The sequence below is a fragment of the Pseudomonas graminis genome (assembly GCF_004364335.1).
GTDB classification, from domain to species: Bacteria; Pseudomonadota; Gammaproteobacteria; order Pseudomonadales; family Pseudomonadaceae; genus Aquipseudomonas; species Aquipseudomonas graminis_D.
Map to the genome: position 1 here is coordinate 358,452 of NZ_SOCR01000003.1, position 15,075 is coordinate 373,526.

Here is a 15,075-nt window from a genome sequence, read left to right on the forward strand (position 1 = left end):
GACAGGCAAGCGAGCGGCTCAAGGCTCTTCCTTGAGTTCTTCTTCCATCTTTTGCAGCTCTTGCTTGAAAGCCTGGTCGAGCAGGCTGGCCCTTTTGCGCCACGGCTTGCGCTCTGGCTCGGGCTGGGCGGCGTATGTTGTCACTTCGCCGCCATACACTTCCTTGTAACGTTGTTCCTGGCGCTCTAATTCTGCGCGCAGTTCATCTTTGGTCACGTTAATACCTGATCGGGTCGAGTTTAATTCCGGTGATGACGCCGAGTCTGAAAGTGTCGGACCTGATGATCGCAATGTATCGGATCAGGAATAATCATCGGGCAGGGGCGCTGCGCAAGATGATTCAGACTTCAACCACGGGCGGCTACGTGCACCAGAATGACAAATCTGTCGTAGCAACATTCTTTATTGATTGCCTGCAGGATGGCAAATGACCAAGGTATTGGCCTGCCGTCGCCGAGCATTGCGATCGAGTCGAGCAATGCCTGCGTGAGTTTGGATCCATACCAGATAAGGCAGAGGATTAAACCGCGCGATAGCGTTATTGGGCTTCAATGACGGCCACTATCGCGAAGATGCGCAGGCGAGTCAACTGTCGAGACTGTCGCAGTCGGGCAACTGAGGATTTATACCTTTTTTATGTACGAAGATTCCTAAGTTGCACTGTCCGATTTATGACGCAACTTGGCGAGTCAAATGTTTAACGCGCCAGGCAGTTTTCTGGCGACGTAAATTCACAGGTTGTGAAGGCGCGAATAGCCAGTGTGTATTTATTCGCTTACAGATAAATGCGCAGGGCAGAGACAAAAACGGCCTTGGGTTAGCAAGGCCGTGCCTGGGACTTCTCAGTGGGTACCTGACCAGTAATCCAAAGAAGCCTCATAGGGCATGTGAAAGGTATAAGCAACCGTACGGCCGGTCAATTGCGATTATCGCCCACTCGTTCGATAATCGCCCAAAGCTGGCTTGCCGTGGGTTCGAAAACAGGCGAGAGTGGCGTTCTACAAGGCTTTCGCGGCCACGACGAACGGTGCCAGCATGAACGATCAATTGCGTAATTCATTCACGTCACTTGCGCCGCCGATTGTTGCGTCCCCTGCCAAAAGGATTCAGGCGCTCACTGGGGATCCGGACTTCATGACCTCTCTGGCGCGAGGGTTGGCGGTTATTCATGCGTTTCAGGAGCGCAAGCGGCACCTGACCATCGCGCAAATCAGCCACCGTACGGAAATCCCCAGGGCGGCGGTTCGTCGTTGCCTGCACACACTGATCAAGCTGGGTTATGCCACCACTGACGGCCGTACGTACTCGTTGCTGCCGAAAGTGCTGACCCTCGGCCATGCCTATTTGTCGTCCACCCCCCTGGCGGTCTCATCGCAGCCGTATCTTGACCGCATGAGTGATCAGCTGCACGAGGCCTGCAACATGGCCACGCTGGAAGGGGACGACATTCTTTATATAGCCCGTTCGGCCACGACTCAGCGATTGATCTCCGTGGATCTGGCGGTGGGCGGGCGTTTGCCGGCGTACTGCACGTCCATGGGCAGAATCCTGCTGGCGGCGCTGGACGATGTGTCATTGCAGGAATACCTCGACCATGTCGACCTGCAACCTAAAACCAGCCGCACCTTACGCACACCCGAAGCTTTGCTCGAATGTTTGCAACAAGTCCGGCAGCAGGGCTGGTGCATCGTCGATCAGGAACTGGAGCAGGGTTTGCGCTCCATTGCGGTGCCGGTCTACGACGCATCCGGCCAGGTGCTCGCGGCGCTGAACGTCAGCACCAGTGCGGGTCGGGTGACGCGTAATGAGCTGGAGCAGAAGTTTCTGCCGATCATGCTGGATGCCAGCCGTGACCTCAGCACGCAGCTGTTTACCTGATGGCTAAACAGGCCGGTTAACCGCAGCCGGTTCGCAATCACGACTCTCTGTTCGGTGATCGAACACTTAGTCGGTTATCGGATTGTTCCGTCCCTTCTCCAGGCATAACCTCATTTTCAACGTCTGGCCTTAAATGGCACGGCAACCGAGTGTGAACCTGGAGCACCCCATGGCTGCAATTCTTTCCCTCCAAGAGGCCGTGAAGCAGTTCGTCAACGATGGCGACACCGTTGCACTGGAAGGCTTTACCCATTTGATTCCTACAGCAGCCGGTCACGAGCTCATTCGTCAGAAGAAGAAAGATCTGACGCTGGTGCGCATGACTCCCGACTTGATCTATGACCAGCTAATCGGCGCAGGTTGTGCGAAACGCCTGATTTTTTCGTGGGGCGGTAATCCCGGGGTTGGCTCGTTGCACCGGCTTCGCGATGCGGTCGAACGGCAATGGCCGCAGCCTCTGGAGATTGAAGAGCACAGCCACGCCGACCTTGCCAACGCCTATGTGGCGGGGGCATCGGGGCTGCCTTTCGCGGTGTTGCGCGCCTACGCCGGTTCCGACCTGCCGAAGGTCAACCCGCTGATCAAATCGGTGACGTGCCCTTTCACCGGAGAAGTGCTGGCCGCCGTGCCGGCGGTGCGGCCGGACGTTACGGTCATTCATGCGCAGAAAGCCGACCGCAAAGGCAACGTGCTGCTCTGGGGCATTCTCGGGGTTCAGAAAGAGGCTGCGTTGGCGGCCAAGCGCTGCATCGTCACAGTCGAGGAAATTGTCGATGACCTACAGGCACCGATGAATGCCTGTGTCCTGCCAACCTGGGCGCTCACTGCCGTTTGCGTTGTGCCGGGCGGCGCGCATCCTTCCTACGCCCACGGCTATTACGAACGCGACAACCGTTTCTATCAGGCGTGGGACGCCATCGCCCGCGACCGTGAGGCCTTTACCGCCTGGATCGACGACTACATCCATGGCACCCGGGATTTCGGTGAGTTCAAGCGCAAGCTGACCCATGCGGCGGAGACTAACCAATGAACTATTCCACGAGCGAAATGATGACCGTCGCCGCCGCGCGCCGGTTGAAAAATGGCGCCGTGTGCTTCGTCGGCATTGGCCTGCCCTCCAAAGCGGCCAATCTGGCGCGCCTCACTTCTTCGCCTGACGTGGTGCTGATTTACGAATCAGGACCCATTGGCGCCAAGCCTGACGTGCTGCCGCTGTCCATCGGTGACGGCGAACTGGCGGAAACCGCTGACACCGTGGTATCCACCAGCGAGATTTTCCGTTACTGGCTGCAGGGCGGTCGGGTCGATGTCGGGTTTCTAGGCGCCGCTCAGGTCGACCGGTTCGGCAACATCAACACAACGGTGGTCGGCGATTATCACAACCCGAAGGTGCGCCTGCCGGGTGCGGGGGGCGCGCCGGAAATCGCGGGCTCGGCCAAAGAAGTACTGATCATCCTCAAGCAATCGCCACGGACCTTCGTGAACAAGCTGGACTTCCTCACCTCGGTCGGCCATGGCGAAGGCGGCGATTCGCGCAAGCGGCTCGGCCTGCCAGGCGCAGGGCCGGTCGGCATCATCACTGACCTGTGCATCATGGAGCCGGAGGAGGGCACCCACGAGTTTGTCGTAACGACCCTTCACCCGGGCGTGACCCGCGAGCAGGTGATCGCCGCCACCGGTTGGGCCGTGCGTTTTGCCGATAACGTGGTGACTTCCGATGCACCGAGCGATGACGAACTGAATGCGTTGCGTGATCTGGAAGCGCGGACTGCTGCCGCCCATGGTCAGGCGCCGGGAGAAGCATGATGCGTGATGTCTATATCTGCGATGCGATTCGAACTCCCATCGGCCGTTTTGGCGGCGCCCTGGCGACCGTTCGCGCGGATGATCTGGCAGCGTTGCCCATAAAAGCCCTTATGGCGCGCAACCCGTCGGTCAACTGGGATGAGCTGGATGAAGTGTTTCTCGGCTGCGCCAATCAGGCCGGTGAAGACAACCGCAATGTCGCCCGTATGGCCGCGCTGTTGGCCGGGTTGCCGACCCGCGTCCCGGGCGTGACCCTCAATCGCCTGTGTGCTTCGGGCCTGGACGCGGTGGGTTCTGCGTTCCGCGCCATCGCCTGCGGTGAAATGGAGATGGCCATCGCCGGCGGCGTAGAGTCTATGTCCCGCGCGCCGTTCGTGATGGGCAAGGCCGACACAGCATTCGGCCGCGGCCAGAAGCTGGAAGACACGACCCTGGGCTGGCGTTTCGTCAATCCGCAGATGAAAGACCAGTACGGCGTTGAGACCATGCCGCAGACCGGCGATAACGTCGCTGAAGATTTCGGCATCTCCCGGGAGGATCAGGACGCGTTTGCCCTGCGCAGCCAGCAGCGCACGGCGGCGGCTCAGGCTGCGGGCTTCTTCGCCGAGGAGACCGTGCCCGTGCGCATCGCCCACAAAAAAGGCGAGACCGTCGTCGACACCGACGAGCACCCGCGCGCCGACACCAACCTTGAGGCGCTCGCCAAGCTCAAGCCGGTCAACGGGCCTGGCAAAACGGTCACGGCCGGCAACGCGGCAGGCCTGAACGACGGCGCGGCGGCGATGATTCTGGCGTCCGCCGAAGCCGTCAAGAAACACGGCCTGACCCCGCGCGCCCGCGTGTTGGGCATGGCCAGTGCCGGCGTTGAGCCTCGCGTCATGGGCATCGGCCCGGTTCCGGCGGTGCGCAAGCTGGTGGCACGGCTGGGACTGGCGGTCAGCGATTTCGACGTCATCGAGCTCAACGAGGCATTCGCCAGCCAGGGCCTTGCGGTCATGCGTGAACTGGGCATCGCTGACGATTCGCCCAAGGTCAATCCCAACGGCGGTGCGATTTCCCTCGGGCATCCGCTGGGCATGAGCGGCGCGCGGCTGGTGCTGACTGCGTTGCATCAACTGGAGAAAACCGGCGGCAGCAAGGCGCTGGCCACGATGTGCGTCGGCGTGGGGCAGGGTCTGGCCCTTGCGATAGCGCGCTAAACGACATCCTCGCCAATCAAGCACCCGAGTCATCGGTTGCCTCCATGAAAGGGGCAACTTGCTGACTCGGGTGATTGTCCTTGTGATGTCGAAACGTTACTGCTTAAGTCTAGACGTTGCAGGTTATGTCTTAGACTGGCTGACCTTACTAACACCTGGGGAGATAATAATGACAACGACTCACTACACCGGAGAAGAAAGGCGCAAGCGGATCTTCGCCATCGTCGGCGCCTCATCGGGCAACCTTGTCGAATGGTTCGACTTCTACGTCTACGCGTTCTGCGCCATCTATTTCGCGCCTGCGTTTTTTCCTTCCGATGACCCCACCGTTCAGTTGCTCAACACCGCGGGCGTCTTCGCTGCGGGCTTCCTGATGCGCCCCATCGGTGGCTGGCTGTTCGGTCGCGTGGCCGACAAGCACGGCCGCAAGAACTCGATGATGATTTCCGTGCTGATGATGTGCGCGGGCTCGCTGGTCATCGCCTGTCTTCCCACGTACGCATCGATCGGTGCCTGGGCGCCGCTTCTGCTGCTGATGGCGCGCCTGTTCCAGGGCCTGTCGGTGGGCGGTGAATACGGCACCACGGCCACGTACATGAGCGAAATCGCGTTGCGGGGGCAGCGCGGGTTCTTTGCTTCGTTTCAGTACGTGACCCTGATCGGTGGTCAGTTGTTGGCGGTGTTGACCGTGGTCATCCTGCAGCAATTTCTCAGCACCGATGAGCTGAAAGCCTACGGCTGGCGGATTCCGTTCGTGGTGGGTGCGGTGGCGGCGGTGATCTCGCTGGTGCTGCGCCGTTCGCTGAAAGAGACCACTACTGCCGAAGTCCGTCAGAACAAGGACGCGGGCAGCATGTCTGCGCTGTTCCGCGATCACAAAGCGGCGTTCATCACCGTGCTGGGCTACACCGCCGGGGGCTCGCTTATTTTCTACACGTTCACCACGTACATGCAGAAGTACCTGGTCAACACCGTGCACATGGATGCCAAGGTCGCAAGCTACATCATGACCGGCGCGCTGTTCCTGTACATGTGCATGCAGCCGGTGTTTGGCATGCTCGCCGACAAGATCGGCCGCCGCGCTTCAATGCTGTGGTTCGGCGGGCTGGGCACGCTGTGCACGGTGCCGCTGCTGCTGACGTTGAAAACCACCACCAGCCCGATCATCGCGTTCGTGCTGATCACCCTGGCGCTGGCCATCGTCAGTTTCTACACCTCCATCAGCGGTCTGGTGAAGGCCGAGATGTTTCCGGTGCAGGTTCGTGCCCTGGGCGTCGGTCTGGCCTATGCCGTGGCCAACGCGATCTTCGGCGGCTCGGCTGAATACGTGGCCCTGGGCTTAAAGAACATGGGCATGGAAAACACTTTCTACTGGTACGTGACCGCGATGATGGCGATAGCTTTCCTGTTCAGCCTGCGACTGCCGAAGAAGCCGGCCTACCTGCACGAAGATCACTGATCCCTGACCTTGAGGCGCGCGTCCTGGCTGGGCGCGTGCTGTCCATCTTCATCACACTTATTCCACGTGTTTAACGGAGCGACTGCCATGGCGTTCGTACAACTCGAAGACGGTGAGCTGCATTATCAAGTGGATGGCCCGGTGGATGCGCCGGTGCTGGTGCTGTCCAACTCGCTGGGCACGGACCTGCACATGTGGGACGCGCAGATTCCGGCGCTGAGCAAGTCATTCCGCGTCGTGCGTTACGACACGCGCGGTCACGGGAAGTCCCTGGTCACTCAAGGGCCTTACACCGTCGAACAACTGGGACAGGACGTGCTGGCGCTGCTCGATGCATTGAAAATCCATCGCGCGCATTTCTGCGGATTGTCCATGGGCGGCCTGATCGGTCAGTGGCTGGGCATCCATGCCAACGACCGGCTGCACAAGCTGATTCTGTGCAACACCGCCGCGAAGATCGGCGACACGGAAACGTGGGCGCCGCGCATCGCCCAGGTGGAGAAGGGCGGCGAGCGGGCCATGAAAGAAATGGCCGCTGGCGCTGTAGGGCGGTGGTTCACCCCTGACTTTGCCAGCCAGCACTCCGACAAGGTCACGCCCATCACCGACGTACTGGCGGCAACTTCTCCGCTGGGTTACGCCGCCTGCTGCGCTGCGGTCAGGGATGCCGATCTGCGCAAGGAAGTCGGTTCGATTACCGTGCCCACGCTGATCATCTGCGGCAGCCATGACCCCGTCACCACCGTGGCGGACGGGCACTTTCTGCAGAACCACATCCACGGCAGCGAGCTCTCCGACTATTACGCCGCGCACCTGTCGAGCGTCGAGCTGGGCGAAGTATTCGCCCTGCGCGTGACGGAGTTTTTGCTGGCGTGACCTCCGCGACGTTCTCGCGTACTGATTGACCCGCCCATGTAACAGGCAAAAAAAACCCACCGATCGGTGGGTTTTTTCATACTCGCTGGATCAGAACAAGCGGGTGGACGGCACATCGCCCGCAGTCGGCTGACGCTCGCCAGTCGGGGTCTGTTCGTACCAGCCGCCGCCCAGGGCGCGGTACAGATTCACCTCGCTGTTGAGCTGCGACAGGCGATCAGTGATTAACGACTGCTGCGCGGTGAACAACTGACGCTGGGCGTCGAGGAAGGTCAGGTTGCTGTCGATCCCGATGCGATAGCGACGCTCGGCCAGACGGTAGTAGTCCTGGTTGGCGTTGACGAAGTCCGTCTGCGCCTTGAGCTGATCGGTGTAGGTCTTGCGTGCGGCCAGGCCGTCGGAGACTTCCTGGAACGCCGTCTGAATCGCCTTCTCGTAGTTGGCGACGCCGATGTCTTTCTGGATCTTCGAGTAGTCCAGGCTTGCGCGCAGACTGCCCGCGTTGAAGATCGGCAGATTGATTGTCGGCTCGAACAACCAGGTGCCCGAACCGCCTTTGAACAGGCCGCTCAGGTCGCCGCTCGCCGTACCGGCACTGGCCGTGAGGCTGATGCTGGGGAAGAACGCGGCACGTGCGGCGCCGATATTGGCGTTGGCGGCTTTCAAGCTGTATTCGGCCTGAAGAATGTCCGGACGACGTTGTAGCAATTCCGACGGCAGACCCGCTGGCATTTCGTTGAGCATGTCAGCGCTCAACGGCTTCGACGCGGGCAGGTTGGCCGGCAAACCGGTGCCCAACAACAGCACCAGATTGTTCTCGTCCTGGGCGACCAGTCGCTGGTACTGGGCCAGCTTGACGCGGGCGCTCTCGACGGAGGTGCGCGACTGCGCAAGATCCAGCGCCGAGGCCACACCCACTTCGCTGCTGCGAGAGGTCAGACGCAGGCTTTCTTCGAAGGCGCCCAGCGTGTCCTGGGTCAGCTTCAACAGCTCTTTGTCCGCTTCCCACGTCAGATAGGCATTGGCCACGTTGGCCACCAGACTGATCTGCGTGCTGCGACGGCCTTCTTCACCGGCGAAGTAGGTTTGCAGCGCCTGCTCACTCAGGCTGCGTACGCGCCCGAACAGGTCCAGTTCATAGGAACTGATGCCCAGACCCACCGAATACTGACTGGTGATATTGGCTTCGCCCGTCTGCGACAGGTCGCCGGGAACGCGCTGACGCGTGCCGGTGCCCGAGGCTGCCACGGCCGGGAACAGGTCCGCACGTTGAATGCGGTACTGCGCGCGGTAGGCGTCGATGTTCAGCGCGGCAACGCGCAGGTCACGGTTGTTCTGCAGCGACGTCTGAATCAGCTGCTGCAGTGCCGGGTCATGGAAAAACTGGCGCCAGCCCTGTTCGGCCGCCGCCTGATTCGCCGCCTGGGCCGGCGAGTAAGCCGGACCTTGCGGAAACTGAGCCGGCACCGGTGCGGCGGGCTGCTTGTAATCGGGGATCAACGAGCAGCCGCCGAGAATGAACGCGGTGACCGCCAGCGAGATCAGGGACTTGCTCATTGGCCAGCCTCATCGTGTGGAGTGTGTTTCTGTTTGCCTTTGAACAGCGAGGATATCGAAACGAAGAACAAGGGTACCCAGAAGATCGCCAGAATAACCGCGGTGATCATACCGCCGATTACGCCTGTACCGATCGAATGCTGGCTACCGGCACCGGCGCCCGAGGAAATCGCCAGCGGGACCACACCGAGGATGAACGCCATGGACGTCATCACGATGGGCCGCAGACGCATCCGGCAGGCTTCGATGGTCGCCTCGACGATACCCTTGCCCTGCTCATGCAGTTCCTTGGCGAACTCGACGATCAGAATGGCGTTTTTCGCCGCCAGACCCACCGTCACCAAAAGCCCTACCTGGAAGAACACGTCGTTGGACAGGCCGCGCAGGCTCGTTGCGATGAGCGCACCGATAACCCCAAGCGGGATGACCAGCAACACCGCGATCGGAATCGACCAGCTTTCATACAACGCTGCCAGACACAGGAACACGATCAGAATGGACAGTGCATACAGCGCCGGGGCTTGAGAACCGGACAGACGCTCTTCATAGGACAGACCCGTCCACGACAGACCCACGCCGGCCGGCAACTTCTTAGCCAACTGCTCGACCTCGGCCATTGCGTCACCGGTGCTGTAACCCGGCGCCGGAGTACCCAGCACTTCCTCGGCCGGTACACCGTTGTAACGGGACAGCTTCGGCGAACCGAACACCCACTCGCCGGTGGCGAACGAGGCAAACGGCACCATTTCACCGGCCGTATTGCGCACGTACCACTTCTTCAAGTCTTCCGGCTTCATCCGCGCACTGGCATCGCCCTGCACATAGACCTTCTTGACCCGACCGCGGTCGATGAAGTCGTTGACGTAGTTGCCACCCATGGCGATGGACAGCGTGGTGTTGATGTCCGACAGGCTCAGGCCCAGGGCCTGCGCACGCTCGTCATCGATGACCAGTTGATACTGCGGCTCATCGTTCAGACCGTTGGGACGCACGCCCGCCAGAATCTTGCTCTGTGCCGCCATACCCAACAGCTGGTTACGCGCTTCCATCAGCTTGGCGTGACCCACGCCGCCCTGATCCTGCAAGTACACGTCGAAACCGGTGGCGTTACCCAGTTCCAGTACCGCAGGCGGTACGACCGCGAAGGTCATTGCGTCGCGGAAGCCGAAGAAGTGCTGCTGCGCCCGTTTGGCCAGCTCGAACACGCTGTTGGAGTCATCACGATCACCCCACGGTTTCAGCATGATGAACGCCAGGCCGGAACTCTGGCCGCGACCGGCAAAGTTGAAGCCGTTGACGGTGAACACCGAGTTGACCGCGCCGGATTCTTCTTCCAGCAGGTACTTGCGCATGTTGTCGATGACGGTTTGCGTACGTTCTGCCGAGGAGCCCGGTGGTGTCTGCACCTGGGCGAAGATGACGCCCTGGTCTTCTTCCGGCAGGAACGCGCTCGGAATGCGGGTGAACATCCAGATGGTGCCGCAGACGATCAGTGCGTAAACGATGAAGGCCGGAATCTTGTGCTTGAGCATGTTGCCGACGCCGCGCTCGTAGCTCACTACGCTGCGGTCGAAGGTGCGGTTGAACCAGCCAAAGAATCCACGTTTCGGCTGCCCGTGCTTCTCGTGATCGATCGGCTTGAGCAGGGTCGAGCACAGCGCCGGAGTGAAGATCAGCGCGACCAGTACCGAAAGCGCCATCGCCGAAACGATGGTGATCGAGAACTGCCGGTAGATCACACCCGTGGAGCCGCCGAAGAACGCCATCGGCAACAGAACCGCACACAACACGAGTGCAATACCGACCAGAGCGCCCTGGATCTGCTCCATGGATTTGATCGTGGCATCCCGCGGCGAAAGTTTGTCCTCCGCCATTACCCGCTCGACGTTTTCCACCACAACGATGGCATCGTCCACCAGCAGGCCGATGGCGAGAATGACCCCGAACATGGTCAGCGTGTTAATGGTAAAACCGGCGGCGGCAAGGATCCCGAACGTACCCAGCAGTACCACCGGCACGGTCATCGTGGTGATGATGGTGGCGCGGAAGTTCTGCAGGAACAGGTACATCACCAGGAACACCAGGATGATCGCTTCACCGAGGGTGTGAACCACACCGGTGATGGATTCCTGAACCACTGGCGTGGTGTCGTACGGGTAAACCACTTTCATGCCAGGCGGAAAGAACGGCTCCAGCTGGGAGATCGTGGCGCGGATCGCCTTGGCGGTGTCCAGTGCGTTGGCACCTGTCGCCAGCTTGATCGCCAGACCGGACGCCGGCTTGCCGTTGAACTGCGCGTCAATGCTGTAGTTCTCGCCACCCAGACCGACCTTGGCGACGTCTTTGAGGCGAACCTGCGAACCGTCCTGATTGACCTTCAACAGAATGTTGCCGAACTGCTCGGCCGTCTGCAGACGGGTTTTACCGATAATCGTGGCGTTCAGCTGCTGACCCTTGAGCGCCGGCAGACCGCCGATCTGGCCGGAAGACACCTGAACGTTCTGGGCCGTAATGGCCGTCTTGACGTCAACCGGGGTCAGCTGGAAGTTGTTCAGCTTGGCCGGGTCGAGCCAGATACGCATGGCGTACTGGGCACCGAAGACCTGGAAGTCACCCACACCGGAGGTACGGGAGATCGGGTCCTGCATGTTCGAGACGATGTAGTTGGACAAGTCTTCCTTGCCCATGCTGCCGTCTTCGGACACCAGACCGACGACCATCAGGAAGTTTTTCACCGCCTTGGTCACGCGGATACCCTGTTGCTGCACTTCTTGGGGCAGCAGCGGGGTGGCCAGGTTGAGCTTGTTCTGCACCTGAACCTGAGCGATGTCCGGGTTGGTACCCTGGTTGAACGTCGCGGTGATGGTCATGCTGCCGTCGGAGTTACTTTCCGACGACACATAACGCAGGTTGTCGATGCCGTTGAGCTGCTGCTCGATCACCTGAACCACGGTGTCCTGCACGGTCTGCGCGTTGGCGCCCGGGTAGGTCACGGCGATCGCGATGGCCGGCGGCGCAATGGCCGGATATTGGTTGATCGGTAGCTTGAGGATCGACAGCGTCCCCACCAGCATGATCACGAGGGCAATGACCCACGCGAAAATCGGCCGGTCGATAAAAAATTTCGACATGAATTACTCCCCTTTGCTGCCTGCGGCTTTATCAGTTGCCGGGGCAGGGGCCGGGTTAGCTGCATTGACGTTGGTGGCTTCGGCCACTTTCACTTCAGCACCGGGCTTGACGTATTGCAGCCCTTCGGTAATCACGCGATCACCGGCGTTCAGGCCTTTCTCTACCAGCCAGTCGCTGCCGATGGTGCGGTTGGCGACCAGGGTGCGGGATTCGACCTTGTTATCGGCGTTCACCACCAGTGCGGTCGGTGTGCCTTTCAGGTCGCGGGTGATGCCCTGCTGTGGAACCAGGATCGCGTTTTCGGCCACGCCCGATTGCAGTCGTGCATGCACGAACATGCCTGGCAGCAGCGTGTGATCCGGATTCGCGAACACGGCACGCAGTGTCACCGAGCCGGTGGTCTGGTCGACCGACACTTCGGAGAACTCAAGCTTGCCTTCGATCGGGTAGAGGCTGCCGTCTTCCAGCACCAGCTTGACCTTGGCGGCGTTGTCGCCGGCTTTCTGCAGCCTGCCGCTTTCCAGATCGCGACGCAGCTTGAGCATTTCGGCCGAAGACTGAATCACGTCCACGTAGATGGGGTCGAGCTGCTGAATGGTGGCCATCGCATCGGCCTGACCATTGCTGACGAGCGCGCCCTCCGTCACCAGCGAGCGACCAATGCGGCCGGAAATCGGCGCATAGACCTTGGTGTAGCGCAGGTTGATCTCTGCAGTCTGCACCGCCGCCTTCGCTTCGCGAGCCGAACCCACCGCCGTGTCGTATTCCTGACGGCTGACCGCTTGCTCGTTGATCAACTGCTTGTAGCGGCCGGCGAGGGAGTTGGAGGATTCGTAGGTTGCTTTGGCGCTGTCCAGGGTGGCCTGGTAAATCGCCGGATCGATCTGGTAGAGCTGCTGACCGGCTTTGACGTCCGCACCTTCAGTGAACAGGCGCTTGAGGATGATGCCGTTCACTTGCGGACGCACTTCGGCAATACGGAACGCGGTGGTCCGGCCGGGCAGCTCAGTTGTCAGGGTGTAGGCCTGGGTTTTAAGAGTAACGACGCCGACCTGAGGGGGCGGTGGTGCTGGGGCCGCTTCTTCCTTTTTGCTGCATCCGCTGAGCAGCGATGCAAGGGCGATGGCAGTGACCAGTACGGTAACAGCTGGCTTGAATTGCATGAAGATCCTCGGGTCAGGAGCCTGAACTCATGAAAAGTGGAAAGGTGCGGGAAGGGGTTCCTGCTGGATAAATAGCATGCTAATGAATATACTTACGTTCACGGCTGTTTGTAAACACCCAAGGCTGCGACAATCCAACGCAGCAAGGGCATTAATTGTAGATCCGGGACAAGGCATTACAAAGGCCGCCCGATGTGCTGTGCAGGCCACTCGACCGGAGCGCCTGAGGCATTTTTAGAGAGGTATTGACTGCCATGGTCCGACGTACGAAAGAAGAAGCTCAGGAAACACGCAGGCAGATTCTCGAAGCTGCCGAGCAAGCTTTCTACGATCGAGGGGTCTCCCGCACGACACTCGCGGACATTGCAGCGCTGGCCGGCGTTACGCGCGGCGCGATCTATTGGCATTTCAGCAACAAGGCCGATCTGGTCCAGGCGATGCTCGACAGCCTGCACGAGCCTCTTGAAGAAATGGCGAGGGCGAGCGAAAGCGAAGACGAAGTTGACCCTTTGGGATGGACGCGCAAGCTTCTCATTCATTTGTTTCAGCAAGTTGCCGGCGATCCCAAGACCCGTCGCATCAATGAAATTCTGTTTCATAAATTCGAGTTTACCGACGAAATGTGTGACATGCGGCGACAGCGTCAATTTGTATGGCTCGACGCCAACGAGCGAATTGCGCTGGCACTTGGCAATGCTTCCCGTCAGGGGCAGCTCCCGGCTGACCTGAATCCGCAACGCGGCGCCATCTGTTTGCATGCTTATATACACGGCATTCTAGGGCAGTGGCTGCTGGTCCCGGAAAGCTTCTCCCTGCAGGACGAGGCCGAGCGTCTGGTCGACGGCGTTCTCGACATGCTTCGCTTCAGCCCGGCGTTACGCGACCCGGTATCTCCCGCATCCTCAATCCACTGAATCTGCCTGCAGCGGCAAATGTGCGCTGTGTGGCGCTTGGCCTGTATCTATACCGCGCCTGAGCCTTCCTGAACAGGCGGTTTACCTTCGCTTTACTCCACGAGTCTGGCCATTCAGCGCTCATTCAGGCATTGCTCCCCATTGAAGAGCCGAATGCTGCCCTATTCCGATCTTGCGGCTACGCTCCCCCCATAACCAATAAGCGTGGGGGCGAAGCCATGGCAGTCGTGTCAAAAAACGCATGCAGGAAACTCCTCTTCGGTGCCCTCGCCGCGCTGTGCATGGGGCAAGGCTGGGCAGCGGGCGATGAAGTGCAGGAAGCAGCAGCGGCCAAGGCGCTGCTGGAAAAAGCCGTGGCCCGTTACCGCGTCCAGGGGGACCATGCGCTGGCCGAGTTCAGCCGCCAGGGTGAGTTTGTCGATGGCGAGCGTTATGTCTTCGTCACCGATACCAAAGGGATCATGCTTGCAAGTGGTGGGCCATCGGTGGCGTTGATCGGCCGTGACGTATCGTCGGTGCTCGATCCGGAGCTGCAAAAAACCTTCAAACAAGTGCTGCAAACCCCTGAGAGCGCCGGCGTTCAGCAGGCCGAATATCGCTGGCAGAACTGGCGGGACGGCAAAGTCGAGCGCAAGCGCGTGTATTTCCAGCGCATCGGCGATCGGGTTCTGGCCGTCGGCTACTATTTGCCCCGCGCTTCGCCGGAACAGGCGAGGGCGTTACTCGACAAGGTGTCCAGAGCGCTGGAACAGGATAGAGACGGGACCCTTCGCGCGATCAACGATCTCAAGGGCGGATTTCTGCAGGACGATCTTTACGTCTTCGTGGTGAACGTCGACACCGAACGCTATCTGGCCCACGGCACCAACCTGCGGCTGGTGAACACTGACTTCAGCAAGGTCAAGGACCCGGAAGGCAAGCCGGTGGGCATTCCTATGCTTGAACTCATCAAGAGACAGTCCGAAGGCGAATACGAATACCGCTGGCGCAACCCGGTCACCAGCAAGATCGAACACAAGCACGCTTATGTGCGCAAGGTCGGTGAATTGCTGGTGGCGGTGGGTTATTACAGCGGCTGATCGCCTTGGCAG

At 60.2% G+C, this 15,075-nt stretch carries 12 protein-coding genes; 8 read left to right on the forward strand and 4 right to left on the reverse strand.

All coding sequences use genetic code 11. The features are described from left to right. Nucleotides 1-18 precede the first annotated feature (18 nt). Nucleotides 19-216: a hypothetical protein gene (locus EC919_RS06665; protein ID WP_037014498.1), complete on the reverse strand. Its 198-nt coding sequence runs from the start codon at nucleotides 214-216 to the stop codon at nucleotides 19-21. Nucleotides 217-1,035: 819 nt separating this feature from the next. On the opposite strand from EC919_RS06665, the gene pcaR reads away from it, so the two are divergent. From pcaR to pcaD, 6 genes are all read left to right on the forward strand, one after another. Beyond that, nucleotides 1,036-1,878: a pca regulon transcriptional regulator PcaR gene (gene pcaR, locus EC919_RS06670; protein ID WP_065993181.1), complete on the forward strand. Its 843-nt coding sequence runs from the start codon at nucleotides 1,036-1,038 to the stop codon at nucleotides 1,876-1,878. Nucleotides 1,879-2,047: 169 nt separating this feature from the next. Continuing rightward, complete coding sequence (locus EC919_RS06675) at nucleotides 2,048-2,908, forward strand: CoA transferase subunit A (protein WP_133772348.1); 861 nt, start codon at nucleotides 2,048-2,050, stop codon at nucleotides 2,906-2,908. Beyond that, nucleotides 2,905-3,684, forward strand: a complete 780-nt coding sequence (locus EC919_RS06680; protein WP_133772350.1) for a CoA-transferase subunit beta — start codon at nucleotides 2,905-2,907, stop codon at nucleotides 3,682-3,684. Before EC919_RS06675 ends, EC919_RS06680 begins: the two co-directional genes overlap by 4 nt. After that, a complete protein-coding gene (gene pcaF, locus EC919_RS06685) occupies nucleotides 3,681-4,883 on the forward strand; it encodes a 3-oxoadipyl-CoA thiolase (protein WP_166650501.1) in 1,203 nt (400 codons plus the stop codon). Before EC919_RS06680 ends, pcaF begins: the two co-directional genes overlap by 4 nt. 169 nt (nucleotides 4,884-5,052) lie before the next feature. Continuing rightward, a complete protein-coding gene (locus EC919_RS06690) occupies nucleotides 5,053-6,342 on the forward strand; it encodes an MFS family transporter (protein WP_133772354.1) in 1,290 nt (429 codons plus the stop codon). An 87-nt stretch (nucleotides 6,343-6,429) separates the two neighbouring features. After that, nucleotides 6,430-7,218 (forward strand): 3-oxoadipate enol-lactonase, encoded by a 789-nt coding sequence (gene pcaD / locus EC919_RS06695; protein WP_133772356.1) that lies wholly within the window; start codon nucleotides 6,430-6,432, stop codon nucleotides 7,216-7,218. 90 nt (nucleotides 7,219-7,308) lie between these two features. Here the strand turns inward: pcaD and EC919_RS06700 are convergent, their stop codons facing one another. Genes EC919_RS06700 through EC919_RS06710 form a run of 3 tightly spaced genes read right to left on the reverse strand, consistent with a single transcriptional unit; the run spans nucleotide 7,309 to nucleotide 13,070 of the window. Then, nucleotides 7,309-8,775, reverse strand: coding sequence for an AdeC/AdeK/OprM family multidrug efflux complex outer membrane factor (locus EC919_RS06700; RefSeq protein WP_133772358.1), 1,467 nt, complete (start codon nucleotides 8,773-8,775; stop codon nucleotides 7,309-7,311). Beyond that, nucleotides 8,772-11,906: an efflux RND transporter permease subunit gene (locus EC919_RS06705; RefSeq protein WP_133772360.1), complete on the reverse strand. Its 3,135-nt coding sequence runs from the start codon at nucleotides 11,904-11,906 to the stop codon at nucleotides 8,772-8,774. Before EC919_RS06705 ends, EC919_RS06700 begins: the two co-directional genes overlap by 4 nt. Nucleotides 11,907-11,909: 3 nt before the next feature. Then, nucleotides 11,910-13,070 carry an efflux RND transporter periplasmic adaptor subunit gene (locus EC919_RS06710; protein ID WP_133772362.1) on the reverse strand — a complete coding sequence of 387 codons (1,161 nt, stop codon included), beginning with the start codon at nucleotides 13,068-13,070 and terminating at the stop codon, nucleotides 11,910-11,912. A gap of 254 nt (nucleotides 13,071-13,324) precedes the next feature. Here EC919_RS06710 and EC919_RS06715 point away from each other — a divergent pair, with 254 nt between their 5' ends. Both EC919_RS06715 and EC919_RS06720 read left to right on the forward strand, forming a co-directional pair. Beyond that, complete coding sequence (locus tag EC919_RS06715; protein WP_133772612.1) at nucleotides 13,325-13,984, forward strand: TetR family transcriptional regulator; 660 nt, start codon at nucleotides 13,325-13,327, stop codon at nucleotides 13,982-13,984. Between the two features lie 218 nt (nucleotides 13,985-14,202). Further along, entirely contained in the window at nucleotides 14,203-15,063 is an 861-nt protein-coding gene (locus tag EC919_RS06720; protein WP_133772364.1) for a cache domain-containing protein, read from the forward strand. Nucleotides 15,064-15,075 lie beyond the last annotated feature (12 nt).

Excerpts from the sequence above, each read along its gene's own strand:
- pcaR (WP_065993181.1), top strand. The coding sequence starts at position 1,036 with ATGAACGATCAATTGCGTAATTCATTCACGTCACTTGCGCCGCCGATT.
- EC919_RS06675 (WP_133772348.1), top strand. The coding sequence starts at position 2,048 with ATGGCTGCAATTCTTTCCCTCCAAGAGGCCGTGAAGCAGTTCGTCAAC.
- EC919_RS06680 (WP_133772350.1), top strand. The coding sequence starts at position 2,905 with ATGAACTATTCCACGAGCGAAATGATGACCGTCGCCGCCGCGCGCCGG.
- pcaF (WP_166650501.1), top strand. The coding sequence starts at position 3,681 with ATGATGCGTGATGTCTATATCTGCGATGCGATTCGAACTCCCATCGGC.
- EC919_RS06690 (WP_133772354.1), top strand. The coding sequence starts at position 5,053 with ATGACAACGACTCACTACACCGGAGAAGAAAGGCGCAAGCGGATCTTC.
- pcaD (WP_133772356.1), top strand. The coding sequence starts at position 6,430 with ATGGCGTTCGTACAACTCGAAGACGGTGAGCTGCATTATCAAGTGGAT.
- EC919_RS06700 (WP_133772358.1), bottom strand. The coding sequence starts at position 8,775 with ATGAGCAAGTCCCTGATCTCGCTGGCGGTCACCGCGTTCATTCTCGGC.
- EC919_RS06705 (WP_133772360.1), bottom strand. The coding sequence starts at position 11,906 with ATGTCGAAATTTTTTATCGACCGGCCGATTTTCGCGTGGGTCATTGCC.
- EC919_RS06710 (WP_133772362.1), bottom strand. The coding sequence starts at position 13,070 with ATGCAATTCAAGCCAGCTGTTACCGTACTGGTCACTGCCATCGCCCTT.
- EC919_RS06715 (WP_133772612.1), top strand. The coding sequence starts at position 13,325 with ATGGTCCGACGTACGAAAGAAGAAGCTCAGGAAACACGCAGGCAGATT.
- EC919_RS06720 (WP_133772364.1), top strand. The coding sequence starts at position 14,203 with ATGGCAGTCGTGTCAAAAAACGCATGCAGGAAACTCCTCTTCGGTGCC.